The 23,543-nt window shown below is 53.2% G+C and carries 18 protein-coding genes and 4 pseudogenes; 16 read left to right on the forward strand and 6 right to left on the reverse strand.

Features of this window, described 5'->3' with window-relative positions; translation table 11 throughout:
* Nucleotides 1–57 precede the first annotated feature (57 nt).
* The 4 genes and pseudogenes from J1779_RS07210 to J1779_RS07225 all read left to right on the forward strand — a co-directional run bounded on the left by J1779_RS07210 (nt 58) and on the right by J1779_RS07225 (nt 3,933).
* On the forward strand, nt 58–534 hold the full coding sequence (locus J1779_RS07210) for a glutathione peroxidase (protein ID WP_217203307.1): 477 nt from the start codon (nt 58–60) through the stop codon (nt 532–534).
* Between the two features lie 218 nt (nt 535–752).
* Nucleotides 753–1,106, forward strand: a pseudogene (locus J1779_RS07215) (MmcQ/YjbR family DNA-binding protein).
* A 414-nt stretch (nt 1,107–1,520) separates the two neighbouring features.
* Nucleotides 1,521–2,699 (forward strand): MFS transporter, encoded by a 1,179-nt coding sequence (locus tag J1779_RS07220; protein WP_217203309.1) that lies wholly within the window; start codon nt 1,521–1,523, stop codon nt 2,697–2,699.
* A 124-nt stretch (nt 2,700–2,823) separates the two neighbouring features.
* Nucleotides 2,824–3,933: an alkene reductase gene (locus tag J1779_RS07225; RefSeq protein ID WP_217203311.1), complete on the forward strand. Its 1,110-nt coding sequence runs from the start codon at nt 2,824–2,826 to the stop codon at nt 3,931–3,933.
* An 8-nt stretch (nt 3,934–3,941) separates the two neighbouring features.
* Here the strand turns inward: J1779_RS07225 and J1779_RS07230 are convergent, their stop codons facing one another.
* Both J1779_RS07230 and J1779_RS07235 read right to left on the reverse strand, forming a co-directional pair.
* Nucleotides 3,942–4,853 carry a LysR family transcriptional regulator gene (locus tag J1779_RS07230; protein ID WP_217203313.1) on the reverse strand — a complete coding sequence of 304 codons (912 nt, stop codon included), beginning with the start codon at nt 4,851–4,853 and terminating at the stop codon, nt 3,942–3,944.
* 22 nt (nt 4,854–4,875) lie between these two features.
* Entirely contained in the window at nt 4,876–5,610 is a 735-nt protein-coding gene (locus J1779_RS07235) for a hypothetical protein (protein WP_053142520.1), read from the reverse strand.
* Nucleotides 5,611–5,834: 224 nt separating this feature from the next.
* On the opposite strand from J1779_RS07235, the gene J1779_RS07240 reads away from it, so the two are divergent.
* From J1779_RS07240 to J1779_RS07255, 4 genes and pseudogenes are all read left to right on the forward strand, one after another.
* Complete coding sequence (locus J1779_RS07240) at nt 5,835–6,830, forward strand: LLM class flavin-dependent oxidoreductase (protein WP_041692051.1); 996 nt, start codon at nt 5,835–5,837, stop codon at nt 6,828–6,830.
* Between the two features lie 5 nt (nt 6,831–6,835).
* A pseudogene (locus tag J1779_RS07245) lies at nt 6,836–7,924 on the forward strand (alkene reductase).
* Between the two features lie 152 nt (nt 7,925–8,076).
* Nucleotides 8,077–8,403, forward strand: coding sequence for an EthD family reductase (locus tag J1779_RS07250; protein WP_053142517.1), 327 nt, complete (start codon nt 8,077–8,079; stop codon nt 8,401–8,403).
* A 109-nt stretch (nt 8,404–8,512) separates the two neighbouring features.
* The gene (locus tag J1779_RS07255; protein ID WP_053143969.1) at nt 8,513–9,466 is read left to right on the forward strand and encodes a nuclear transport factor 2 family protein; all 954 of its coding nucleotides are present in this window, start codon (nt 8,513–8,515) and stop codon (nt 9,464–9,466) included.
* 173 nt (nt 9,467–9,639) lie between these two features.
* On the opposite strand, the pseudogene J1779_RS07260 reads toward J1779_RS07255, so the two are convergent.
* Nucleotides 9,640–9,815, reverse strand: a pseudogene (locus J1779_RS07260) (aldo/keto reductase); the annotation flags it as partial.
* A gap of 454 nt (nt 9,816–10,269) precedes the next feature.
* On the opposite strand from J1779_RS07260, the gene J1779_RS07265 reads away from it, so the two are divergent.
* Nucleotides 10,270–11,115, forward strand: a complete 846-nt coding sequence (locus tag J1779_RS07265; protein ID WP_183846641.1) for a GGDEF domain-containing protein — start codon at nt 10,270–10,272, stop codon at nt 11,113–11,115.
* A gap of 581 nt (nt 11,116–11,696) precedes the next feature.
* Here J1779_RS07265 and J1779_RS25520 read toward each other — a convergent pair.
* A pseudogene (locus tag J1779_RS25520) lies at nt 11,697–11,891 on the reverse strand (LysR family transcriptional regulator); the annotation flags it as partial.
* Between the two features lie 461 nt (nt 11,892–12,352).
* Between J1779_RS25520 and J1779_RS07270 the strand changes: the two are divergent.
* The 4 genes from J1779_RS07270 (at nt 12,353) to J1779_RS07285 (ending at nt 18,504) form a co-directional block, all read left to right on the forward strand.
* On the forward strand, nt 12,353–13,552 hold the full coding sequence (locus J1779_RS07270) for an MFS transporter (protein ID WP_217203315.1): 1,200 nt from the start codon (nt 12,353–12,355) through the stop codon (nt 13,550–13,552).
* 53 nt (nt 13,553–13,605) lie between these two features.
* Nucleotides 13,606–14,220 carry a TetR/AcrR family transcriptional regulator gene (locus J1779_RS07275; RefSeq protein ID WP_056780951.1) on the forward strand — a complete coding sequence of 205 codons (615 nt, stop codon included), beginning with the start codon at nt 13,606–13,608 and terminating at the stop codon, nt 14,218–14,220.
* Between the two features lie 76 nt (nt 14,221–14,296).
* Nucleotides 14,297–15,406, forward strand: a complete 1,110-nt coding sequence (locus tag J1779_RS07280) for an efflux RND transporter periplasmic adaptor subunit (protein WP_136376537.1) — start codon at nt 14,297–14,299, stop codon at nt 15,404–15,406.
* Complete coding sequence (locus J1779_RS07285; protein ID WP_217203317.1) at nt 15,403–18,504, forward strand: efflux RND transporter permease subunit; 3,102 nt, start codon at nt 15,403–15,405, stop codon at nt 18,502–18,504. Before J1779_RS07280 ends, J1779_RS07285 begins: the two co-directional genes overlap by 4 nt.
* A 247-nt stretch (nt 18,505–18,751) precedes the next feature.
* On the opposite strand, the gene J1779_RS07290 is transcribed toward J1779_RS07285, so the two are convergent.
* On the reverse strand, nt 18,752–19,396 hold the full coding sequence (locus tag J1779_RS07290) for a hypothetical protein (protein ID WP_217203318.1): 645 nt from the start codon (nt 19,394–19,396) through the stop codon (nt 18,752–18,754).
* A 34-nt stretch (nt 19,397–19,430) separates the two neighbouring features.
* A complete protein-coding gene (locus J1779_RS07295) occupies nt 19,431–19,646 on the reverse strand; it encodes a YgdI/YgdR family lipoprotein (protein WP_056780940.1) in 216 nt (71 codons plus the stop codon).
* Between the two features lie 471 nt (nt 19,647–20,117).
* On the opposite strand from J1779_RS07295, the gene J1779_RS07300 reads away from it, so the two are divergent.
* From J1779_RS07300 to livM, 3 genes are all read left to right on the forward strand, one after another.
* Nucleotides 20,118–21,242, forward strand: coding sequence for a branched-chain amino acid ABC transporter substrate-binding protein (locus J1779_RS07300; RefSeq protein WP_122095549.1), 1,125 nt, complete (start codon nt 20,118–20,120; stop codon nt 21,240–21,242).
* Nucleotides 21,243–21,322: 80 nt separating this feature from the next.
* A complete protein-coding gene (locus J1779_RS07305) occupies nt 21,323–22,237 on the forward strand; it encodes an ABC transporter permease subunit (protein ID WP_217203320.1) in 915 nt (304 codons plus the stop codon).
* A gap of 8 nt (nt 22,238–22,245) precedes the next feature.
* Nucleotides 22,246–23,538 carry a high-affinity branched-chain amino acid ABC transporter permease LivM gene (gene livM / locus J1779_RS07310; RefSeq protein WP_056780931.1) on the forward strand — a complete coding sequence of 431 codons (1,293 nt, stop codon included), beginning with the start codon at nt 22,246–22,248 and terminating at the stop codon, nt 23,536–23,538.
* The last annotated feature ends 5 nt before the right edge of the window (nt 23,539–23,543 follow it).

Consider the following 23,543-nt stretch of genomic DNA (forward strand, 5'->3'; position numbering starts at 1 on the left):
GCAACTTATTGCGTCACCCTCTGTTCGACTTTGCACATCTTCTCTGAGGAGCCCGACATGACCACCTTTCATCAACTCACCGCCACCAGTCTGGGTGGCCAGCCCATCTCTATGGCCGACTATGCGGGTAAGCTGGTTCTGGTGGTGAATACCGCCAGCCATTGTGGCTTCACGCCGCAGTACGCAGGCCTTGAATCGCTCTACAAGAAGTTCGCCGCCCAGGGGCTGGTGGTGCTTGGTTTCCCCTGTAACCAGTTCGGTAATCAGGAACCCGGCGGTGCCGACGACATCGCGCAGACCTGCCACATCAACTATGGCGTGAGTTTCCCGATATTCGAAAAAGTGGAAGTCAACGGCCCGGCTACGCACCCGGTGTTTCTTTACCTGAAAGACGAATTACCCGGTGTGCTGGGTGGGCGGATCAAGTGGAACTTCACTAAGTTCCTGATCGGGCGCGACGGCAAACCCCTCAGGCGTTTTGCACCGATCACTACGCCGGAGAAAATGGAAGCCGTCATTGTTGCTGCACTTTAAATCTAGGCGTTCGTGTAATTCCAATCGTCCACATTCAGAGAGCTTCTGACAAACTGATTATATCCGGATGCGGTTAACAACCGCTTTCGCCCTAAGCTGCCCCGCACCAGTGCTTTCGGACTCACCTTAAATAGAATGCGGATGACTAAAATAGGCATGAACGCGGTATTATAACTTCCAGAGTAAAATATAAAGTAAGTGATGTTAAGGAAACTATGATGAAGAGAGATGCATTATACAGCTACGCACGAGAACACTTTAAATCTGAACCGGAATATCTCTGGAGCAACCTGCCGGGCTCCGCAGTACTCAGGCATCACGACGGAAAGAAATGGTTCGGTATCGTGATGAATGTATCTGGCACTAAGCTGGGTCTATAGACGGAAGATCAGGTCGATGTGCTAGAAGTGAAAGTCAGACCGGAGCACATCGGCTCATTGCGTAAAAAAGAGGGTATCTTTCCTGCTTACCACATGAACAAAGAGCACTGGATAAGCATACTTCTTTCCAGTCCGCTATCTTCCAAAGAAATATACGAGCTGCTTGAAGATAGCCATGATCTAACAGCCTGATAAAATATATCAGGAAGGGTTCAATGAAAAAGCTGGGCTCACACCCAAAAATATATACACCAAAGAATCTTCACAAAGTTATGACCACTATGATTAGTTGGATATAAAAGCGCATATGTCTTCTGCGAGAGCTAACCTTCAGCTTTTCGCTCACAGCGGACCATTCATATCAGTATGTCTGCTTCGTGCCAGAAGCGGACATTGCTCATGGTCAGTTATACCAACCAACGAAGATCAGGTCTGTTGCATTGAAGAATTTATGTCTACATAGAAACGCCTGAATACGTATTTCCCCCCTTATCAAACTCAGCGATGATCCTTTCTCCGGAAAATCATCCGGGCAACAACGCATAAAAGTTACGTTTCGCTATTTAACTTTGTGAATTTCATCTGCAATGTTTCTAAGGGTATTCCATGCAAAATAAAAGCACTCTGCTTTTACTGGCGCTGTCTGTGGCTGTTTTCGGGGTAATCACCACCGAAATTGCCATCATCGGCTTACTGCCAAAACTGGTTTCTCAGCTCCACGTCACGCCCACCCAGGTCGGTTTTCTGGTCAGCATCTATGCCATTATCGTGGCCGTTACCGGGCCTTTTATCACGCTGATGCTGTCTGGCTTTAACAAGAAAACGGTTCTGCTGAGCATTATTGTCGTCTTTATTGTGTCGAACCTGATTTATGCCACCACTGACGTGTTCAACCTGATGTTGGTGTTTCGCATTCTGCCTGCGCTGGCTCATGCCGTCTTCTTTGCCGTTGCGCTGGTTGTGGCCGCTAATTCCGTACCGAAAGAAAAAGCCGCAGGCGCTGCAGCAAAAGTGTTTGCCGGAGTGGCCATTGGGCTGGTGCTGGGTGTCCCCCTCAGCTCTCTGATTGCCGAGCATTTCTCTTTATCCGCAGCGTTTTACTTTGGTGCTGCAGCGTGCGTGCTGGCCTTCCTGGGCGTCCTGTTCCTGATGCCATCAATGCCGACCCTGCATAAGGTTTCCTTTGCCAGCCAGCTTTCCGTTCTGCGGAACGGTAAGCTGTGGCTGACCATCTCAACGGTAACGTTAATTTTCGCCGCAATGTTTTCCAGCTTTAGCTATGTTGCAGATTATCTTTCACGCGTTACTCACCTGAATAACAATTACATCAGCGCCATGCTAATCCTCTTTGGTGTCTGTGGTTTTGCTGGCAACTTCGTGTTCAGCAGTTTCCTGCAAAAGAACGTAGTTAAAACCACTCTGGTTTACCCGCTGCTGTTCACCTTGCTTTTGCTTTTGGTATGGTTCTTTGGCTTTTCACCGTTGGTGATGTGCCTGCTGACCGTGTTCTGGGGCGCATTCCACTCATCCGGCCTGGTGGTCAGTCAGACCTGGCTGATGCGTGAAGCCAGCGAAGCGCCCGAGTTTGCCAACAGCCTTTATATGTCGTTCTCCAATCTGGGAATTACCCTCGGTTCACTGACGGGTGGATGGTTTATCGCCCGCCTGGGGACGCACTCGGTGGTACTGAGCAGCGTGATCTTCACTCTGCTGGCATTTGTCAGCATTCTGATTAAACACCGCTCTGATACTAAATCAGTACCGGTTCAGGAAGAGATGGCCTGAAAAAAATAAAGACGGATCGCTGCTCTAAGTAGAATCTATGGAACCTCTGTTCGGAACAGAACGGGGGTTTTATTCCCTCTTTCAGCACCGCATTATGGAGTTCAGTGATTAAAAGGAGCCTGTAATGGAAAAGTTGTTTACTTCATACACCGTCGGCGACACGACAATTCAAACCCGTATTGTCATGGCACCGATGACCCGTTCCCGGGCCAGAGAAGGGGATATTGCCGATAACCTCACCGCTAAATATTATCGTCAGCGCGCATCAGCAGGCCTTATCGTCAGCGAAGGCTCTCAAATTTCCGTTCAGGGGCAGGGGTATCTTTTTACGCCTGGTATCTACTCTGCTGCACAGGTAGAGGGATGGAAGAAAACGACTCAGGCTGTTCATCAGGCAGGCGGCAAAATATTCATCCAGCTCTGGCATGTTGGGCGAATTTCGCATGTCAGTCTGCAAAAGAATGGCGCCGCCCCCGTCAGCTCAGTTGCCGTCAGGGCTGAAAACTCGACGTGTTATGCCCGTGATGAAAATGGCATTGCTGGACCTGTTCCGGTTTCATTCCCGCGCGCTCTTTCAGCCAAAGAGATCGGTTTGGTCATTCAGGATTATGTACAGGCCGCTGAAAATGCTATTGAAGCGGGTTTTGACGGCGTCGAAATCCACGCGGCAAACGGCTATCTGCTTGAACAGTTTATTAATGGCGCTCTGAACACGCGCAGCGATGAATACGGTGGTGAGAGAATTGAGAACCGACTGCGATTCGTGCTTGAAGTGACTGACGCTGTATCACGGGCGATCGGTGGAGGAAAAACCGGCATACGACTTGCGCCATTTGGTCGTCTGTTTGATATGCATGCATTCAGCGGTGAAGAACAAACCTGGCTGACGCTGGCAGAAGAGCTCACGACACGCCAGCTGGCCTATGTTCACCTGAGCGATCAACAGACTTTAGGTGAACAGGCTATTCCTGAAGGATTCATTGAGAAATTCCGAAAGGCCTACAGTGGCACTCTCATTATTGCAGGGGGATTCGATAAGCAACGAGCCGAAATTTACCTGCAGGAAGGAAAAGCGGATCTCATTGCTTTTGGCAGACCCTATATTGCCAATCCTGACCTCACAGAGCGGATGAAAAACAACTGGCCGCTGAATGAAGTTAACCGGGCAACAATGTATGGTGGGGCTGAGGAAGGCTATACCGATTATCCGTTCTGGCCAGATACAACGGCATAGCCGTCCCATCAGTCAAGTAAGCCGTCTTCTGCTGCCTTTATCAACGTGTCCACAACATAACGAATTTTAGGTAACAGTTGGCGGTTTTTAGGCCAGAGCGCACTGATGGGCATTTCTCCACCGGAATGTCCGACCAGAACCTCTTTCAGCTCCCCTGATTCAAGATATTTTCCAACCAGCCATAACGGCAGTTGTGAAAGCCCACAGCCCGCCAGCGTGGCCGATAACATCGCATCTCCGTCCGCAAACTCATGGGTCGCTGGCGGCGTATACCGCGAAATCTGACCATCATTTTCTTTGAGTAGCCAGGAGATCGGCTGATTCCGGCGAAACCCCACCACACACTGATGCTGGCTCAGTTCTTCAGATGAAACGGGTTCTCCACCGTACAGTAAATAGTCAGGAGAAGCGCAGATAACCAGTTTCTGCGTGGTCAGCCTTCTGGCAACCAGCCCACTGCTGTCGGCAAGTTCACCAATGCGGATGACAAGGTCAATACCCTCCTCAATGAGGTCGACAAATCGTTCGCTGAAAGTGACGGTCAATGCGAGTTCGGGATAACGGCGTGTAATCTGCAGCAGGATCGGCAAAATACGCTGTCTGCCAAAGGCTGCGGGTAAGTCCACCCGAAGCCGCCCTGAAGGCTGGCAGATATGAGAGGTCAACTCGGCTTCTGCCTGCTCAAGAATATCCATGGCATTTTGACAACTTATCAGGAAACGCTCACCATCCGGCGTCAGGCTCAGACGCCGCGTGGATCGCAGAAACAATTTAAGTCCCAGCCTGGCTTCAAGGCGACCCACACTTTTACCAACGGCTGATTTTGTCAGCCCGAGTCTCTCAGCCGCCGCGGTAAAACTTCCCTGCTGTGCAGTAGTGACAAAGGCGGTAATTCCGCCCAGGTGATCGGTATTTCGCATGTTGAATATTCCGTTAAGTGCTTCAGGACCAGTCTGCGTGACGAATGACGAGGTAGCGGCCTCCCTCTTCAGCCAGTTCCAGGCAGAGTCTCCGTTCAATACCATCTACAGGAAGTAACAGGGTGCTCTTCATCGCCAGAATGTCTGTCTCTTCAATACTTATCCCGTCGGGATCGGCACTGCGTAAAAATGCGGGTAAATTCTGCCGTGTATTCTCATCGGCTTTCCCGGAAACGATCGTTGAAACAGCCCCAGACCTTGCGGTCAGCATAAGCTGAAAGAAACGGGCTATAAACGAATGTACCCGGTTTTCACTGAATGACTCACGGAATACCTTATCAGGGTTTTGATATACGGGAGTTTTCTGCATGAAAGTAAAAAAAGCGTCCTCTCCCTCACCGAATAAGAGCGTTGTCCGGTATTCCGAAAGTGCCCCTCCCACCGTCAAATCACTTTCGACCCTCTGGTAGCCAATATCCATATTAACGGTTGCCTCGTTTTCCTGGCCGGGAATAAATTCAAAGCGCCGGATAAAGTGCGAGCCCTTTTCGTATGGCAGGCTTTTCAACCAGCTATCCATTCCGTCTTTTCCCTCGGCCAGAAGATGCGTGCCGGCATGAACCAGCCTGACGTACGGAGTAAAAATATCCAGATGCCGGCTGACCTCCTCTGTTTGTCCCTCAAAAAAAGCAAACCAGCGATGGGCAATATCACATGCCGAGTAATACCGGGCTTTCCAAATCTGCTCTTCAGTCATGGTTTTTCCTTGTCTGTCTGTCGTGTCGTGTCGCAGGTGGTTTTGGTTTGTTGACGCAGAGTAAGACATCAAAGATACCCCTAAAGAAGAAACAGGATTGTAGAATCTAAGTCCGCATAGATGCGACCGAAACCCGATTTATCATCCGTGTAAAAACAATCATAGTAATTTCCGAAATGATTAATTTACCTCCGGACGACTGTTCCGGCGATGTGGAGATAATGATGAAAGAGAAAACAATCCCCCTGTCACTGCTTGACCTGGCACCCATTACCGAAGGCAATACCCTTTCTGACGCCATTACCAACAGCGTGCGGCTGGCGCAGGCGGCCGAAAAAGCCGGGTATCACCGTTTCTGGATGGCAGAGCATCACAATATGGTCGATATCGCCAGCGCGGCGACGGCGGTGATACTCAGCCATATCGGCGCAAAAACTGAAAAAATTCGTATTGGCTCGGGTGGCATTATGCTGCCAAACCATGCACCGCTTGTTGTCGCTGAGCAGTTTGGTACCCTTGAGATTATGTATCCGGGCCGCGTTGATTTAGGACTGGGCCGTGCGCCGGGCACTGACCAGGAAACATTGCAGGCGCTGCGCCGTGAAACCCGCGCCAAGGGACTCGACTTCCCCGACATGCTGGATGAACTACAGCATTTTCTTGCGCCTGCACAACGCGGACAGCGTATTACGGCCGTGCCTGGTGCGGGGCTCGATATTCCGTTGTGGCTGCTGGGTTCGAGTACCTTCAGTGCACAGCTGGCGGCGCAGAAAGGTTTGCCCCTTGTTTTTGCCTCTCACTTTGCGCCCGATGCCATGCTCGCTGCCATTGATACCTATCGTTCAGGCTTCCGCCCATCAGAATCGCTTGCCGAACCGTATGTGATGATTTGCGTCAACGTCGTCGCCGCTGAAAACCAGAGCGAAGCAGACTATCTGGCGACTACCGAACTGCAGAAGTTTGTAAATCTTGGGCGGGGCGTTGAGGTGAAATTACCGAAGCCGGTAGACGATATGAATGCGCTCTGGCATCCGGTAGAGGCTCAGCGCGTACTGACTCAGCTGCGTGAATCGGTGTGGGGCACAAAAGAGACCGTCCGGACCGGCCTGAATGACCTGGTCCGCCGTACCGGTGCGGATGAAATTATGGTGAATTCGTGGATACATGATGCCGATGCAAGGATCAGGTCACATCAGCTCATCGCTGAAGCCTGGAACTGATGGCTATGAAAAAGCTATTTACCGGCTACAGGCTCGGCGATATCACCCTGAAAAACCGCTTTATCATGGCGCCCATGACGCGCTCCCGCGCACGGGACGAGCATGCTGATGCCTTAACGGCACTTTATTACGCACAACGTGCCAGCGCCGGATTAATTATTTCTGAAGGTTTACCGGTCTCTCGCGAAGGCACTGGCTATCTCTTTAATCCGGGGATCTATCTCGACAGTCATGTTGAAGCCTGGCTGCCCGTCACACAGGCCGTGCATAAGAAAGGAGGAAAAATATTTGCTCAGCTCTGGCATGTTGGACGGGTATCTCATACCAGCCTCCAGCCTGGAGGGCAGCCCCCTGTCAGCGCCGTCGCCGTTCAGGGTGGCAGCGCCTTTGCCTGGGATGAAAATGGTGAACCTGCAACGGTTACTGCAAGCCTGCCCCGCGCCCTGCTGACTGAAGAGATTAAGCTGATAGTGGCTGATTTTCGCAAGGCCGCTGCCAACGCCATTTCGGCGGGGTTTGATGGCGTGGAGGTGCATGGTGCCAATGGCTATCTCATTGAACAATTCATTAATCCTGTACTGAATACGCGCGATGACGGCTATGGCGGCGGAAGCCTGGCAAGCCGTACGCGCCTTCTTCTGGAAATTGTTGACGCCATTTCAGATGAAATTGGTACAAGCCGGACGGGCGTGCGCCTTTCCCCCTGTAATCAGCTTCAGGACATGGCTCCTTACGCCGATACCTCAGAAACCTATCTTTATATCGGTAAGGAGCTTAGCCGCAGAGGGATAGCTTATGTCCACCTGATGGCCTAGGAGCCCGTGATGTTTAACGGCCTGTTGCGCGATTTCCGAAAGGTATGGCGTGGCACGCTTATCCTCGCCGGTGGCCTTACTCCCGCTCAGGCCGCGGCACTTATCGACGATGGGCTGACCGATCTTGCGGCTTTTGGCAGTCCGTTTATCGCCAATCCAGATTTTGTTGAGCGGGTCCGCAAGGGCTGGCCACTGACTATGGCCAGGCGAAGTTCCTATTACGGCGGGGGGGAAGAAGGCTATACCGACTATCCCTTCCATGTTGAAGATCATAACTGAGGCGCAGCCAGTGAAATGTCCATGCGCGGGCACATCAGGCAGCACTAACCTGCTGATGGTCATGTAAATGGCATTGAGTCCAGATGCACCAGATTAATCAATAACACCTTTTCAAACAATGAATTGCAGGACACTGCACACAGGAGAACACGATGACACCTTCAAACGGCTTCAAGCATGTGGGCTTTCTTATTCGTAAAAAAGGACAGAGTTTTGAAGACTTTGTAAAGCACTGGGATGAAGTACACACGGAAATTGCTCTGCGTTTGCCGGGATTACGGGGCTACGTTTTAAATCCCGTCGATCGGGAAAAATACCCTGATGCCCCGGTAGATGGGTTTTCTGAATTATGGTTCGACTCCATTGAAGATGCCGTGGCTGCATTTGACTCGCCGGTTGGTCAGGAAGCCTTCCGGGATGTGCCGAACTTTGTCGATTGGGCCGCCATTACCTACATCACCGAAATCAGAAAGCGTTAAGACATCACTCTTAGCCTGCGATCGCGTTGGTTAATTCCGGACCGTTAAAAATGCCCACATCAGACAGAGAAATATCGAAAACAGGCGCTGTACAGACAGGAGATATTCAATGATTACCCCCCTTAGCCGCTCAGATGCACTCAGTTTTATGGAAACACTTCGCAAAAGCTGGGAATCCGGCCACTGGGCCGATACGGATTGCTCTGTGGCTGAAACGGTCAAACTCAGAAGCAGCCACAAAGGCATACTTCATGGTAAATCAGCATTAATCACAGCGTTACGTGAAGATACATCCTCTGAAAAGCATCTAAATCTGGTGACCTCTAATTTTTACGCGGCTGCGGACGGAGAAGGGACCGCCATGGTAAGCGCCTATCTGTATGGTGAGGTAGCACCAGGCGCAAAATATAATCCCGTTGCCCTGTTTGGCGCAGTGTTGCGACTGACGCTGAAAGCAGAGTCTGATGGCTGGAAGCTGACCGAAGTGCTTATAAACATCGGCTGGGCGGAAGGTGATACTGATTATCTGGTTAACTGGCGTCTGCCTCCTGGGCAACAGGGGTGGCGTCCGGGAGATGCGCCACCTGTTCTGGTCAGTGAGCTGGATTCCCCTTGGCATTGCATTGCGCAGAACCAGATAAAGGCGACTGAAGAAGAGCAAATTGAGGAGTCCTATTCACGTTATTCGTGGGGGATCGACCAGAATGATTTTAGCCAGTTCCGGACCTGTTACACCTTAGATGCTTGCGGACAATTCCCTCCACTGGGACCATTAAAAGGTCTGCACAGTATTGTAGGATCGCTTAAAGAGTTTCGTCGTCACTGGCCCTGGATGCAGCATTATGGTGTCCCACTAAAAATCACCCTCAGAACAGACGGTACAACAGCTGAAATGTGGACGGGGCGCTTAATACCAGGACAGATAAAAAATAAGAATGGTGAGTGGATGTACGGTGCTCATTATCGAATTGAGCTTCGCAAAGAAGAGGGTTTGTGGAAGTTCAGCTGGAGCGAGTACGTTCCCGGCTGGTTCTCTGAAGAGAATCCTCCTTTTCTGAACTGAAACTCTTCGCGCATTCTCTGGCAATTAAGCTTTCTGGTTATGAAGGCTTAATTGCTGAGAAGTTGTTTGTTTGAGGTCCCCCCCTCAACACCATACATTCCATAAACAAGGTCCGCTTTTCGCTCTTTGCGGCCCGTTAGTTCAGTTAGCGTTGCATCGACTCGTTGAACTCACAGCGCGTTGCCGACCTGGGTTTCGTTCAGGCAGCAGGCGGCGGTATCAATCAGGCGATAACCCGTATTGATGGCATCAATAACGGCGCGCTGCATACGGCGGCATCCGTCATCTGAAAAACACCAAAGTCCAGCAGGGGCATGTCGATACCATTGTAAAATGGTACCGTTTGTATGAGGTTATCCTTCAGCTGTTGTGTCGGAAAAGCATAACGCAGAGTGATTAATTTGATTATAGTGGGTAATTCTCTAGGGTTTATTAGGTGAGCTCATTAATTTAGAGGGAGTGATGGTCGGCTTTGTGCTGCGGGTTAAAACCCGGCGAGAGGGCGGAGGGAACCGACTTCCTTTGTTACCCATTCTGATAACTTAAGAGGTCGTCCGGGTGTGACAATATTTCGGTAATCATGAGTTTACGCCTTTATCTGACAGAGCTACTTTTGAGTTACCTGTTTTACCTGACAACTGCCCCGATCGCAGCGAGCCTGTGCGGTGTGGTGCGTCAAACTGACACACGAAAACACCGTCTCCATGGGTCCTGGTTTTAAACATCATCCACCACTACGGAAATTCAATATGCTGCAGTCTTCATCCGTTCGCTTCAGGGTGGCGGTTATCCTCCGGGTTTGCATGGCACTCACTACTGCTGCCATTGTGGCCATCAGCGCAGGTTCCCCACTGGGCACCTTCCGTGAAATCATGTCCAGTCCGGGGTTATATATTGATCTCTTCTTCCTGCTGCTCCTGATTTTTACCTTGGGGAATGTTGCCTGTGTTTTCGTTGACGGACGTCCCCTGAGCGGAGCAATTAACGGCCTCATACTCTGGATCGCTGCAGGTGCATTCGATGTGATGGATGAAATAGTCAGTCAACCGCGATGGGTGGGCTACTTCTGCGAAGATTTGTTAAAGCTGTCCGGAATGCTTCTCACCGTTATTAGCGTCTATTGCATCATCATGCGGATGAATTCACGTTTTTCCGTGGCGCAGACCAGCGCCCTGCATGATGAACTCACCCGGCTTCCGAATCGGCGTTATTTTGTGGAAACCCTCAGCAGCACGACCAGTACACAGCTGTCAATGATGATCATCGATATTGATTTTTTCAAGCACATCAATGACCGGTGGGGGCATGATGCCGGTGATGGTGTTTTGTCCAGATTCGGCGGACAGCTGGCGGGTATCAGTGGGCCTGCACTGAAAGTTTTCCGTATCGGTGGAGAGGAATTTGCGGTAATCGGCGAGGGGCTTTCCCGGTATGAGGTGATTCGCTATGCAGAATCCATCTGCAGGAATGCCCGGAACATCAGACTGGATGATGGTCAGGGTATCTCCGTCAGTATCGGGGTTGCTTTCCGGAAAGTTGGGGAAAGCCAGCAGTCGTTAATGAAAAAAACCGACATGGCGCTCTACCGGGCAAAGGAAAACGGACGAAACAGAATTGAGTTGGCCGGCAATGAAAGGTCTGTATCTTAACCCTGTTCAGATATCCTCCTGACATTAAGGTAATTTCCGCCCTTTCGCAGCCTGTCACTGTCAGTCGTAAAATACACAGGAATAGAGTAATCGAAGAGTTTTGCATTAGATAAAAATGTGATTTACATCACAAGTAAACTCTCTATAATCGCCTAAAAATCAAGCTATTACATTCGACGACAGGGATGAGATGTCACCCTGCCGTTTTTTTTATGTGACACAGCGATTTATCGCTGATGTGCAGCGCCAGGCCACAGCACGGAGATATCGTTGCGGCCAGCGTGCAGGGGGAGTTTATGATCAAATGGCTTCTGCGGACGCCGAGACTGACGCTGCAACCCCTGACCCCTCCTGGTCGCCGATTCATGTCTAATGAGATGTATACGCGCGACTCTCTCAATACATTTAACGCCGAACCGGCAAGGTCAAAAGACTCTGCAGCGCTGATCGGACCTTCTACTCAGTGAGTCAGTCCGCTCCGCGCCAGAAGCGGACATGGCAAATGCCACGATGTTTCAATTAACAGGCACCAAATAAATAAGCAGGCTTTAACCCCCTTCGTTTTCTCATTCACTCAGACATTAGTCAAAATAAGGTTTCAACACTTCTTCAGTCCACTTCATAAAAGCCCTGACTCTTTGCGAAAGATTGCGCCTGTGCGCGACAACGAAAGATGCATTTAGCGGCATGGGCCGCAGATTGGGAAGGATTTCAACCAATGTTCCACGTTGGATATGGGGCAGGAGTGCGGAATACCCTCCCTGAATTAACCCTAAATTTTGTGCTGGTTGAAGGAGGCGCTTAATATTCGGCGTAATGCTTGATAGAAAAGTTAACGGCTTTGGCACGAGGGTCTGTCTGATGAAAGACCTTCGTGCCAGATATGATGCTCATTGGGCATCATGGAAATTTATGAAAGGAAACCACTTCACTATTTGCTGCCTGCTGTGAGCTAAAACTCTGAGCGTATGGCCACCAGGGTTTAAATCCAGGCTTACCGTTATCCTCGCGCCATTTCTATAATCCCTCTTTCAACACGAAATACAGATGGCGTTCCTCGCGCAGCCCCAGGGGTTCAATGACGTTGACGGGGCGGCAGATGGGCACTATTTTTGAGCCTGGTTCACGAGTACCAGCAGCAAGGTTCAGGTACTTAACATGCATAAGCCAGGCAAATTTACTCAGGCACAGTGCCTGGGTATTTTTGTGATGATCAAACTTTCCGGGACTATTGTTGATGAGATTACGTTCGCTGCAAGTACTCTGTTTGCTCAACTTTTTTATCGCTGATGTCCGCGATGGACTCGGGCCGTTTTTAGGTGTCTTTCTGGTGTCCCATCATTGGCGCGCAGAAGAAATTGGTCTGGTGATGACGGTGGGAGGGCTGGCCGGATTGTTAGCCACGTTCCCCTCAGGGATGATCGTCGATGCCACACGTTACAAACGTCTGTTAATTATCACTTCATCACTGCTCATTACGTTTAGCGCGCTGGCCCTGTGGTATTTCCCGACGTCCACCGTGGTGATTTTATCGCAAATCATTACCGGTATCGCGGCCGCTATCGTTGCCCCCGCCATTGCCGGCATAACCTTAGGCATCACCGGTCAGAAAGGCTTTTTGGTGCAGATGGGCCGAAATGAAGCCTTCAACCATAGCGGTAATATGGCGGTTGCTGTGTTGGCGGCCATAACATGCTGGATCTGGGGAACAGGTTCCGTATTTTTACTGATGACCACGATGGCTGTATGCGCCGTGGTGTGCACATTAGCGATCAATAAAAACGATATAGACCATGATGTGGCGAGAGGGGTTGAAAAACACCAAGGTCCGGCTGTTTCTGTCTCGGTTCTGGCGTTGCTAAAGCGACCTGAACTGGCGGTAACCGGAGTGACTCTGCTCCTCTTCCACCTGGCGAATGCTGCACAACTGCCGATGTTAAGCATGAAGGTCGCTTCCTCTCCCTCGGGTTCTCTGTTCACGCCGGGTACCTATGCGGCCCTTACGGTCGCGATTTCTCAGGCGGTGATGATCCCCGTTGCATTGCTGACGGCCAGATATGCCTCAAAATATGGCTACGCCAGACTTATCGGCATTGCGCTGATCGTATTACCCTTTCGCGCCGCGATTGCGTCTTTCTGGAGCAATGAATTCGTTATATTTCCCGTTCAGGCGTTAGACGGTGTGGGTGCGGGTATTTTGGGCGTGGCCGTACCCGGACTTATTGCTTCGTTATTTAATGGCTCAGGGCATATCAACGCAGCGCTTGGACTCGTGATGTTACTCCAGGGGCTGGGCGCTTCATTCAGTCCGGCGCTGGCGGGTGCCATCGTAAGCCATTCGTCATGGAGCTTCGCCTATATGATTTTGGCGGTCATTGCGCTCTGTGCTCTTTTCATCTGGCTGATTTTTAGCAGACACATTAGGACCGTGACTTAATTACCAAATGGTCACTCGTTGTCAATTAAGGTTCATTAAGTTAAGCTGGAAAAATGACTAAAAATATCAATGTACACCCTCCAAGAGGGCCATCGGATCACAGCGTCCGCGATCAGATTGTGGACGCTGCGACAGAGCATTTCGGGCATTTTGGTTATGAGAAAACCACGGTGTCGGAACTGGCTAAATCAATAGGATTTTCAAAATCTTATATCTATAAATTTTTCGATTCCAAGCAGGCGATCGGCGAGGTGATCTGCGCTAACCGGCTGGCGATGATCATGGAAATTGTCAATTCTGCGATTGCAGATGCCCCGTCGGCCTCCGAGAAATTACGGCGTTTATTCCGCGCCCTGACTGAAGCCGGCAGTGATTTGTTTTTTCACGATCGCAAGCTTTATGACATTGCTGCCGTCGCTGCGCGGGATAAGTGGCCTTCGGCGGAGGCGTATGAAAAGCGGTTGCGACTCCTGGTTGAGCACATCATTGTTGAAGGGCGGCAGTCGGGAGAATTTGAACGAAAAACGCCGCTGGACGAGGCCGCACATGCCCTGTATCTGGTGATGCGCCCCTATATCAGCCCGATTCAGTTGCAGCACAATCTGGACACGGCACCGGCTGCCGCGACTCTTCTGTCCTCCCTGATACTGAGAAGTCTGTCACCCTGAGTTTGTGACCATTGACATTATTGGTCACTAGTCTGAGAATGCGGTTACTCTCCTGTTAACTGATTTAAGGGAACCCATGCTCAGGCTTAATCCTGCCACCTTTGCTGTCTGCCTGTTGCCGCTTGCCCTTGTGGCCTGCGGCGACACTTCCGGTACTGACGATCCCCGCACACAGCCACCTCTGGTCAGGTCTGCGACCGTGGTGAGTGCTGTGGATACCTCCCGCGCATTTACCGGCGTTGTCGTCGCCCGGGTCCAAAGCGACCTCGGTTTCAGAGTGCAGGGCAAAATCCTTGAGCGCCTGGTCGATACCGGCCAGACGGTTAAACGTGGTCAGCCATTGATGCGGCTGGATCCGGTTGACCTGGGCCTGCAGGCGCAGGCGCAGCAACAGGCCGTTGCGGCGGCAAGGGCGCGGGCAAAACAAACGACAGTTGAAGAGGCGCGTTACCGCGGGCTGATCGCGTCAGGCGCCGTGTCGGCATCGGCCTACGATCAGATAAAGGCCGCCGCCGACACGGCCAAAGCTGACCTCAGCGCGGCTCAGGCACAGGCCAACGTGGCGCAAAACGCGACGGGCTACGCCGTGCTGCTGGCCGACGCCGACGGTGTGGTGATGGATACGCTGGCTGAACCCGGTCAGGTTGTCAGTGCCGGTCAGCCGGTCGTCCGGCTGGCAAGAGCGGGGCAGCGGGAGGCCACCGTACAGTTACCTGAGACGTTACGTCCGGCTGCCGGAAGCGACGCGCAGGCAACGTTGTACGGCACCGCTCAACAGTCAGTTCCTGCAAAACTGCGCCTCCTTTCAGATGCGGCGGATCCGCTAACCCGCACCTTTGAGGCGAGATATGTGCTTGAGGGGGCGCTGGCCAATGCCCCGCTGGGATCCACCGTGACGCTTCATATTGCAGACGAGAAATCACCGGCGCAGGTGATGCAGGTGCCTTTAGCTGCACTTTATGATCCGGGCAAAGGGCCGGGTGTGTGGGAGATTTCGGGTAAACCGGCCAGGGTGTCATGGCGGCCCGTGCAGGTGCTGGGATTGGGTGAAGATGCGGCGAGGGTCACCGGGAGCTTAACGCCGGGTGAACAGGTAGTCGCTCTGGGCGCGCATCTGCTGCATGAAGGTGAGGCCGTACGCATGGCTGAACAGCGCGATGCCAGCGTCGCCGGGAGCCAGCCATGAGCGGGGGGAGATTCAATCTTTCAGCGCTCGCCGTGCGTGAGCGCTCAATCACACTGTTCCTGATTATCCTGATCACCGTGGCCGGTATCCTTTCATTTTTCGAACTGGGGCGGGCTGAAGACCCGCCGTTTACCGTCAAACAGATGACGATTATTTCTGCCTGGCCGGGCGCCACCGCGCAGGAGATGCAGGATCAGGTGGCTGAACCGCTGGAAAAGCGGATGCAGGAGCTGAAGTGGTATGACCGCAGTGAGACGTATACGCGTCCCGGCCTGGCTTTTACCATGCTTTCGCTGCAGGACCGCACGCCGCCTTCACAGGTGCAGGAAGAATTTTATCAGGCTCGGAAGAAGCTGGGGGATGAGGCCAAAAATCTGCCGACAGGCGTCATCGGGCCGATGGTCAATGATGAATTCTCCGACGTGACCTTCGCGCTCTTTGCGCTGAAGGCAAAAGGGGAGCCACAGCGACTGCTGGTGCGCGATGCGGAATCATTGCGTCAGCGTCTTTTGCATGTGCCGGGGGTAAAAAAGGTCAATATTATCGGCGAACAGGCTGAACGTATTTTTGTCTCGTTCTCGCATGACCGGCTGGCCACGCTGGGCATTTCGCCTCAGGATATTTTCTCCGCCCTTAACAGCCAGAACGTCCTGACGCCCGCCGGTTCTATTGATACCCAGGGGCCGCAGGTGTTTATCCGCCTTGATGGCGCTTTCGATAAGCTGGAGAAAATCCGCAAAACGCCCGTTGTCGTTCAGGGCAGAACCCTGCAGCTTTCTGACGTGGCAACCGTTGAGCGGGGCTATGAAGATCCGGCGACCTTTATGATCCGCAATCAGGGTGAACCGGCGCTGCTGCTGGGCATCGTGATGCGGGACGGCTGGAACGGCCTGGATCTGGGTAAAGCGCTGGATGCGGAAACGGCCAGCATCAATGAGGGTATGCCGCTGGGCATGACGCTGACCAAAGTCACGGATCAGTCAGTCAACATCAGCTCCGCCGTTGACGAGTTCATGATCAAATTCTTTGTCGCGCTGCTGGTGGTGATGGTGGTGTGCTTCGTCAGTATGGGCTGGCGCGTGGGCGTGGTGGTGGCCGCGGCGGTGCCACTGACGCTGGCGATCGTCTTTGTGGTGATGGAAGCTTCCGGCAAAAACTTTGACCGCATTACTCTGGGCTCACTGATCCTGGCGCTCGGGTTGCTGGTGGATGATGCCATCATCGCCATCGAAATGATGGTGGTGAAAATGGAGGAGGGCTACGACCGCATCAAAGCCTCGGCCTATGCCTGGAGCCACACGGCGGCGCCGATGCTGGCGGGCACGCTGGTCACCGCCGTCGGCTTCATGCCCAACGGGTTTGCGCAGTCCACCGCCGGCGAATACACCAGCAACATGTTCTGGATTGTCGGTATCGCCCTGATTGCTTCCTGGATTGTGGCGGTGGTGTTTACGCCGTATCTGGGTGTGAAAATGCTGCCGAAAATCAAAACGGTGGAGGGCGGACATGCGGCGATTTACAACACCCGCCATTACAACCGCTTTCGCCGGTTACTGACCCGCGTTATCGCCCGCAAGTGGATAGTCGCCGGTACTGTGATTGCGCTCTTTACGGTCGCGATACTCGGCATGGGGCTGGTGAAAAAACAGTTTTTCCCGACCTCCGATCGCCCGGAGGTGCTGGTTGAAGTGCAGATGCCTTACGGCACCGCGATTGAGCAGACAAGCGCCACCACGGCGAAAATCGAAGCCTGGCTGAGAAAGCAGAAAGAGGCAAAAATCGTCACCGCCTATATCGGGCAAGGGTCGCCGCGTTTTTACCTTGCCATGGCGCCTGAGCTGCCCGATCCGTCGTTTGCGAAAATTGTCGTGCTGACGGACAGCCAGGAAGCGCGCGAGACGCTCAAGTTCAGGCTGCGTGAAGCGGTTGCCAGCGGTCTGGCACCTGAGGCGCGCGTGCGCGTGACCCAGCTGGTGTTTGGTCCGTATTCTCCTTATCCGGTGGCCTACCGGGTCATGGGGCCGGATCCCGCCACGCTGCGCGAAATTGCAGACAAGGTCGAAAAAGTGATGCAGGCCAGCCCGATGATGCGGACCGTCAATACCGACTGGGGGCCGCGGGTACCGGCGCTGCACTTCACGCTCAATCAGGACCGTCTTCAGGCGGTGGGGCTGACATCGAATGCGGTGGCGAAGCAGCTTCAGTTCCTGCTTTCAGGTGTTCCTGTCACCGCAGTGCGTGAAGATATTCGTTCGGTGCAGGTCATGGGGCGTGCGGCGGGGGACATCCGTCTCGATCCGGCAAAAATAGCGGGCTTTACCCTGGTGGGTTCTTCCGGCCAGCGCATTCCGCTGTCTCAGATTGGGGAGGTTAAGGTGCAAATGGAAGATCCTGTTCTGCGCCGTCGCGACCGCACCCCGACCATTACCGTCAGGGGTGATATCGCCGAAAATCTGCAACCGCCGGATGTCTCCGCGGCAATTATCAAAGCCTTGCAGCCGGTCATCGAGACGTTGCCGGCCGGATACCGCATAGAACAGGCGGGTGCGATTGAGGAATCCGGGAAAGCCACTCAGGCGATGGCACCGCTGTTCCCAATCATGATTGCCATGACGCTGTTGATTATTATCCTGCAGGTGCGGTCAATGTCGGCGATGGTGATGGTATTCCTCACCGCGCCGCTGGGGCTGATTGGCGTGGTGCCCACGCTGTTGCTCTTTAACCAGCCGTTTGGCATCAATGCGCTGGTAGGACTGATTGCGCTGTCGGGCATCCTGATGCGTAACACCCTGATCCTGATAGGGCAGATCCATCACAACGAACAGGAGGGGCTGGCACCCTTCCATGCGGTGGTGGAGGCGACGGTGCAGCGCGCGCGACCGGTGTTGCTGACGGCGATGGCGGCCATTCTGGCGTTTATCCCGCTGACGCACTCGGTATTCTGGGGAACGCTGGCTTACACCCTGATTGGCGGAACGTTTGGCGGCACCATTATCACGCTGGTGTTCCTGCCTGCGATGTATGCCATCTGGTTCAAGATACGGCCCGAAAAGCATGAGATTACTGAAAGCAAGATCGTGCCTGACGCCAACCGGTAACCCTTAAACGATAAGGGTTTAACGAGGCCACCAGGCGGCAAGTCGTTTCACCGGATAGCTTTTTTTGACATCTTAACTGCCCGCGGCCTTAACGGTTGCGGGCGTTTTTTTGAACAGTGCTTCCGGGTTCCCCGCAGAGGCTCCCGCCGTTTCTGAGTGCCAAAAGCAGACAGGCTTCTGAGGGAGAAACCTTCCTGAAACAGAGGCACGTGGCATATCAACTCAACAGCATGAGCCGGCGATATCTCTACGCTTTGCAGCCCGTCACCTGCGGGTAAGCCCGGCATACCAGCATCAGTTTGTCCTTTGGCTCAAAGCCGTGATCAATCATGCAGCGTTGCGCTTTGGCGGTACGTCCGATGCTGGCGACATTCAGATTCGACCCGAGGGGTTTGGGATAGCCGCAGGCGTACATGACCGGCAACGCTTCCCGGTTATTAGGAACCTGCGTTGAGAACCCCCTTGGCGCGCCCACTTTACGCCAGGTGACCTGCATGTCTTCGTACCTGCCGGATTCCGGATTTATCGGGTAGAACCCTTCATCGGCATGATAGGGCAGCGCTTCGAGCCGGGACTGGCTAAGCGGATGCCCCTGTTTTTTTTCGACGCAAGCCGGAAGATCGGCCATGACCTGACAAAAATCAAACCCGTCTTTACGGGTAAAACCCCTGTGTTGCATGCACAGGAATTGCAACGCCTGTTCGTTTTCGGGCAGGGTATTCATTGAAAGGCCAACCGGATCACCACATTCAGTCATGGCCGATTTCACAGCCTCTTCGGTGGTTGAAGGGCGTTGCCACTGGGTGTACTCCGCAGCAGGTGGACAGCCTGTCAGAAAAAATACCGAAATGACCACGGAAGGGAATGTCATTAGCTGAATTTTACGGAACATCGTGATCCTTATGTTGCCTGCAGATTTGCTGCCGCTACTTCTTCACAATCCCGGCAATATCATTGGTGTTCATCAGATGATAATCGCCGTTCATGTCGGTGTAGCTGGTCATGCCGGTATCACGGTCGCGATCCGGTTCGCCGTGGGCGAAAAACTGATCACCGGCCTTGGTGTTGATCACGTAATCACCGGCGCATCCGGAGAGTGTCAGGGCCAAAACCACAGCCGTCAGGCAGGATAATTTCTTCATTGTTCAGTTGTTTCCCTTTGCAATTATCTGCCCGCATTACAAAACAACCGCCATGAACATGCAAAGAATAAAAATGTCAGCAAGCGTAAGAGCGGGAGCCGCCGGGCGAGGTTCTCTGCGTTTCATCGTGGTGCACGCGAGGGCGGGGTGGCCCTTTTTCGCCTGTTTTCAGCACCAGCACGGTGCGGTGTGATCAGACCGTTGTTTCTGCAACTTGCCTCAGGGCTGGCCGCCACGCGCTCTATACTCACAATGACCTGCTGTTCAGTCACACATTGCAACACTGGCAGCAATTTTGCTTAAGGTTTTCACCTTTGGCAAAACCGTAAGGAAACCCCGCCGTCGTCCCCAGGAAATTTCAACCACTCCATTTCAGTGCTTTTGTTCGTGTTTTTGCTACAGGATTTACGACTACGCTCAGGCGTTTTTACTAAACCATTTTGCTCAAACAGGCTTCTAAGGAACATGATGATGTCGATGAAATTTATAAGAAATCCACTCTCTCTTTTACTGGCAGGTTGTCTGATGACGGCATTTTCCGCGCAGGCAGATATTGTGATTGGTGTCGCAGGCCCGTTCACCGGCCCGAACGCCACCTATGGCGATCAATACTGGCACGGCGCAACGCAGGCGGCAGAAGACATTAATGCCGCAGGCGGGATCAACGGCGAAAAAATCAAACTGGTGCAGGGCGATGACGCCTGCGAACCGAAACAGGCGGTCGCCGTCGCCAACCGTTTAGTCGATCAGGATAAAGTGCAGGCCGTGGTCGGGCATTTCTGTTCCTCTTCCACCATGCCTGCCTCCGAGGTGTATAACGACGCCGGGATCATCGCCATTACGCCCGGATCCACGAATCCGCAAATCACCGAACGCGGCATGAGCGATATGTTCCGCATGTGCGGGCGCGACGATCAGCAGGGGCTGGTGGCAAGCGATTACATCATCGACAAACTGAAAGCCAAAAAAGTGGTCATTATTCATGACAAAGACACCTACGGTCAGGGTCTGGCGGATGCCACCAAAGCGGCGCTCAACAAACGCGGCGTGAAAGAAGTGATGTATGAAGGCTTATCGCGCGGCGAAAAAGACTTCAACGCACTGGTGACTAAAATCAGTGCGCAAAAACCGGATGTGGTGTTCTTCGGCGGCTGCCATCCTGAAGCCGGTCCGCTGGTGCGCCAGATGCGTGAGCAGGGCGTTCAGGCCACCTTCTTCTCCGGCGACTGTATCGTCAACGAAGAGATGGTCACTGCCGCTGGCGGTCCGCAATACACCAACGGCATCCTGATGACTTTCGGCAAAGACCCGCGTCTGATCGCCGAAGGGAAAACAGTTATCGATAAATTCCGCGCCAACAAATTCGAGCCGGAAGGCTACACCCTCTACTCCTACGCCTCCGTACAGGCGATTGCCGCCGCCTTCAAAGCCACCGGCGGCAGCGATTCCGCCAAAGCCAGCGCATGGCTGAAAGCCAACAGCGTCGATACCGTCATGGGCAAAAAATCCTGGGACAGTAAAGGCGACCTGAAAGTCTCTGATTACGTGGTTTATAAATGGGATGACAAAGGAAAGTATCAGGAAGTGAAGGAATAAATCATCTTGATGTGCCCGTTCTGAACTGTGTCAGACCGCGCCCTTATCGGGGCGCGGTCAAAAAAAGAGACTGCGTATTTATGGATTCATTCTTCCTGCAACAGCTGTTCAATGGCATTACGCTGGGTGCCGTCTACGGGCTGATCGCCATCGGCTACACCATGGTTTACGGCATCATCGGCATGATTAACTTTGCTCACGGCGAAGTGTATATGATTTCTGCCTACCTCTGCGCCATCGCGCTGGCGCTGCTTTCCTTCTTCGGGGTGCACTCTTTTCCGCTGCTGATCCTCGGCACGCTGGTCTTTACCATTGTGGTCACCGGCGTTTACGGCTGGGCAATTGAGCGCATCGCCTATAAACCGTTGCGTAATTCCACGCGTCTGGCACCGCTGATTTCCGCCATCGGCATGTCACTGATTTTGCAAAACTACGCACAAATCAGTCAGGGGCCGCGCCAGCAGGGTATTCCGACGATGTTTGATGGCGCGCTGCGTTTTCATATCGGCGACAGTTTTGTCCAGATGACCTACACCAAACTGTTCATTCTGGTGGCCGCATTTGTCGGCATGCTGGTGTTGTCATGGATTATCAGTCACACCCGGCTCGGGCGTATGTGTCGCGCGGTGCAGCAGGACAGAAAAATGGCCTCGATTCTGGGCATCAACACGGACCGGATCATCTCGATGGTCTTTATGATTGGTGCGGCGATGGCCGGGCTGGCGGGCGTGCTGGTCACCATGAATTACGGCACCTTTGATTTCTACGCCGGATTTATCATCGGTATCAAAGCCTTTACCGCCGCGGTGCTGGGCGGGATCGGTTCCTTGCCGGGTGCGATGCTCGGCGGGCTGATTTTAGGCATTGCCGAAGCGCAGTTCTCCGGCATGGTCAATTCCGATTACAAAGATGTTTTCTCTTTTGGATTGCTGGTGGTGATCCTCATTTTCCGCCCGCAGGGCCTGCTGGGTCGCCCGGTAGTGACTAAAGTGTGAGGGAAAATATGACGTCACAAACTGCTGTTGCGGATCACGGCTTCTCGCTCAAACGCTGCCTGCTGGATGCCATTTTTGCCGGGCTGGTCGCCCTGATCATCTTCGGGCCGGTAGTGGGCGTGGTGCTCGACGGGTACAGTTTCAACTTTCACAGCCAGCGGCTGGTGTGGATTATCGCTGCGGTAATGGCCGGTCGCTTTCTGCTCAGTGCCTTTCTGGAAACGGCTGCCGGGCAGACCATGCGCGCGCGTTTTGAACGTGACAGCGCGGGTGTTTACGTCCGGCCTGCGGATCACAAAAGCAGCCTGCGCTGGGTGTTGCCCCTGTTAATCGCGCTGGCGATATGCTTCCCGTTCGTTGCCACCAAATACATTCTGACCGTGGCGATTTTAGGGCTGATTTACGTGCTGCTCGGCCTCGGGCTGAACATCGTGGTCGGTCTGGCCGGGCTGCTGGATTTAGGGTATGTGGCGTTTTACGCCATCGGCGCGTACGGGCTGGCACTCGGGTATCAGTATCTCGGCCTTGGGTTCTGGTCAATGCTGCCGCTGGCGGCGGTGATGGCTGCACTGGCAGGCGCATTGCTGGGGTTTCCTGTGCTGCGCATGCACGGCGATTATCTGGCGATCGTCACGCTGGGCTTTGGCGAAATCATCCGTCTGGTGCTCACCAACTGGCTGTCTTTCACCGGCGGGCCGAACGGCGTTTCTGCGCCTGCGCCGACGTTTTTCGGGTTGGAATTCGGAAGGCGGGCGAAAGAGGGCGGCGTGCCTTTCCATGAGTTTTTCCATCTGACCTACAACCCCAACATGAAGTTTATTTTCATCTATGCGGTGCTGGTTCTGGTGGTATTGCTGGTGCTGTTTATCAAGCACCGCCTGACCCGTATGCCGATTGGCCGTGCGTGGGAAGCGCTGCGTGAAGATGAAATCGCCTGCCGCGCGATGGGGCTGAACCATGTGCTGGTCAAGCTTTCGGCCTTTACGCTCGGCGCGTCGACGGCCGGTATCGCGGGTGTGTTTTTCGCCACCTATCAGGGTTTCGTGAATCCGACCTCTTTTACCTTTTTTGAATCGGCGCTGATCCTCGCCATTGTGGTGCTGGGCGGTATGGGCTCGACCATCGGCGTGGTGCTGGCGGCCTTTGTGCTGACCGTCGCGCCGGAGCTGCTGCGCAGTTTTGCCGAATACCGCGTGCTGTTGTTCGGTGTGCTGATGGTGGTGATGATGATCTGGCGGCCACGCGGGTTAATCCGCATCAGCCGCAGCGGGTTTGCCGTGCGTAAAGGAGTTGCGCCATGAATTCA

Source organism: Rahnella rivi (assembly GCF_019049655.1).
GTDB classification, from domain to species: domain Bacteria; phylum Pseudomonadota; class Gammaproteobacteria; order Enterobacterales; family Enterobacteriaceae; genus Rahnella; species Rahnella rivi.

Excerpts from the sequence above, each read along its gene's own strand:
- J1779_RS07210 (WP_217203307.1), top strand. The coding sequence starts at position 58 with ATGACCACCTTTCATCAACTCACCGCCACCAGTCTGGGTGGCCAGCCC.
- J1779_RS07220 (WP_217203309.1), top strand. The coding sequence starts at position 1,521 with ATGCAAAATAAAAGCACTCTGCTTTTACTGGCGCTGTCTGTGGCTGTT.
- J1779_RS07225 (WP_217203311.1), top strand. The coding sequence starts at position 2,824 with ATGGAAAAGTTGTTTACTTCATACACCGTCGGCGACACGACAATTCAA.
- J1779_RS07230 (WP_217203313.1), bottom strand. The coding sequence starts at position 4,853 with ATGCGAAATACCGATCACCTGGGCGGAATTACCGCCTTTGTCACTACT.
- J1779_RS07235 (WP_053142520.1), bottom strand. The coding sequence starts at position 5,610 with ATGACTGAAGAGCAGATTTGGAAAGCCCGGTATTACTCGGCATGTGAT.
- J1779_RS07240 (WP_041692051.1), top strand. The coding sequence starts at position 5,835 with ATGAAAGAGAAAACAATCCCCCTGTCACTGCTTGACCTGGCACCCATT.
- J1779_RS07250 (WP_053142517.1), top strand. The coding sequence starts at position 8,077 with ATGACACCTTCAAACGGCTTCAAGCATGTGGGCTTTCTTATTCGTAAA.
- J1779_RS07255 (WP_053143969.1), top strand. The coding sequence starts at position 8,513 with ATGATTACCCCCCTTAGCCGCTCAGATGCACTCAGTTTTATGGAAACA.
- J1779_RS07265 (WP_183846641.1), top strand. The coding sequence starts at position 10,270 with ATGGCACTCACTACTGCTGCCATTGTGGCCATCAGCGCAGGTTCCCCA.
- J1779_RS07270 (WP_217203315.1), top strand. The coding sequence starts at position 12,353 with ATGAGATTACGTTCGCTGCAAGTACTCTGTTTGCTCAACTTTTTTATC.
- J1779_RS07275 (WP_056780951.1), top strand. The coding sequence starts at position 13,606 with ATGACTAAAAATATCAATGTACACCCTCCAAGAGGGCCATCGGATCAC.
- J1779_RS07280 (WP_136376537.1), top strand. The coding sequence starts at position 14,297 with ATGCTCAGGCTTAATCCTGCCACCTTTGCTGTCTGCCTGTTGCCGCTT.
- J1779_RS07285 (WP_217203317.1), top strand. The coding sequence starts at position 15,403 with ATGAGCGGGGGGAGATTCAATCTTTCAGCGCTCGCCGTGCGTGAGCGC.
- J1779_RS07290 (WP_217203318.1), bottom strand. The coding sequence starts at position 19,396 with ATGTTCCGTAAAATTCAGCTAATGACATTCCCTTCCGTGGTCATTTCG.
- J1779_RS07295 (WP_056780940.1), bottom strand. The coding sequence starts at position 19,646 with ATGAAGAAATTATCCTGCCTGACGGCTGTGGTTTTGGCCCTGACACTC.
- J1779_RS07300 (WP_122095549.1), top strand. The coding sequence starts at position 20,118 with ATGTCGATGAAATTTATAAGAAATCCACTCTCTCTTTTACTGGCAGGT.
- J1779_RS07305 (WP_217203320.1), top strand. The coding sequence starts at position 21,323 with ATGGATTCATTCTTCCTGCAACAGCTGTTCAATGGCATTACGCTGGGT.
- livM (WP_056780931.1), top strand. The coding sequence starts at position 22,246 with ATGACGTCACAAACTGCTGTTGCGGATCACGGCTTCTCGCTCAAACGC.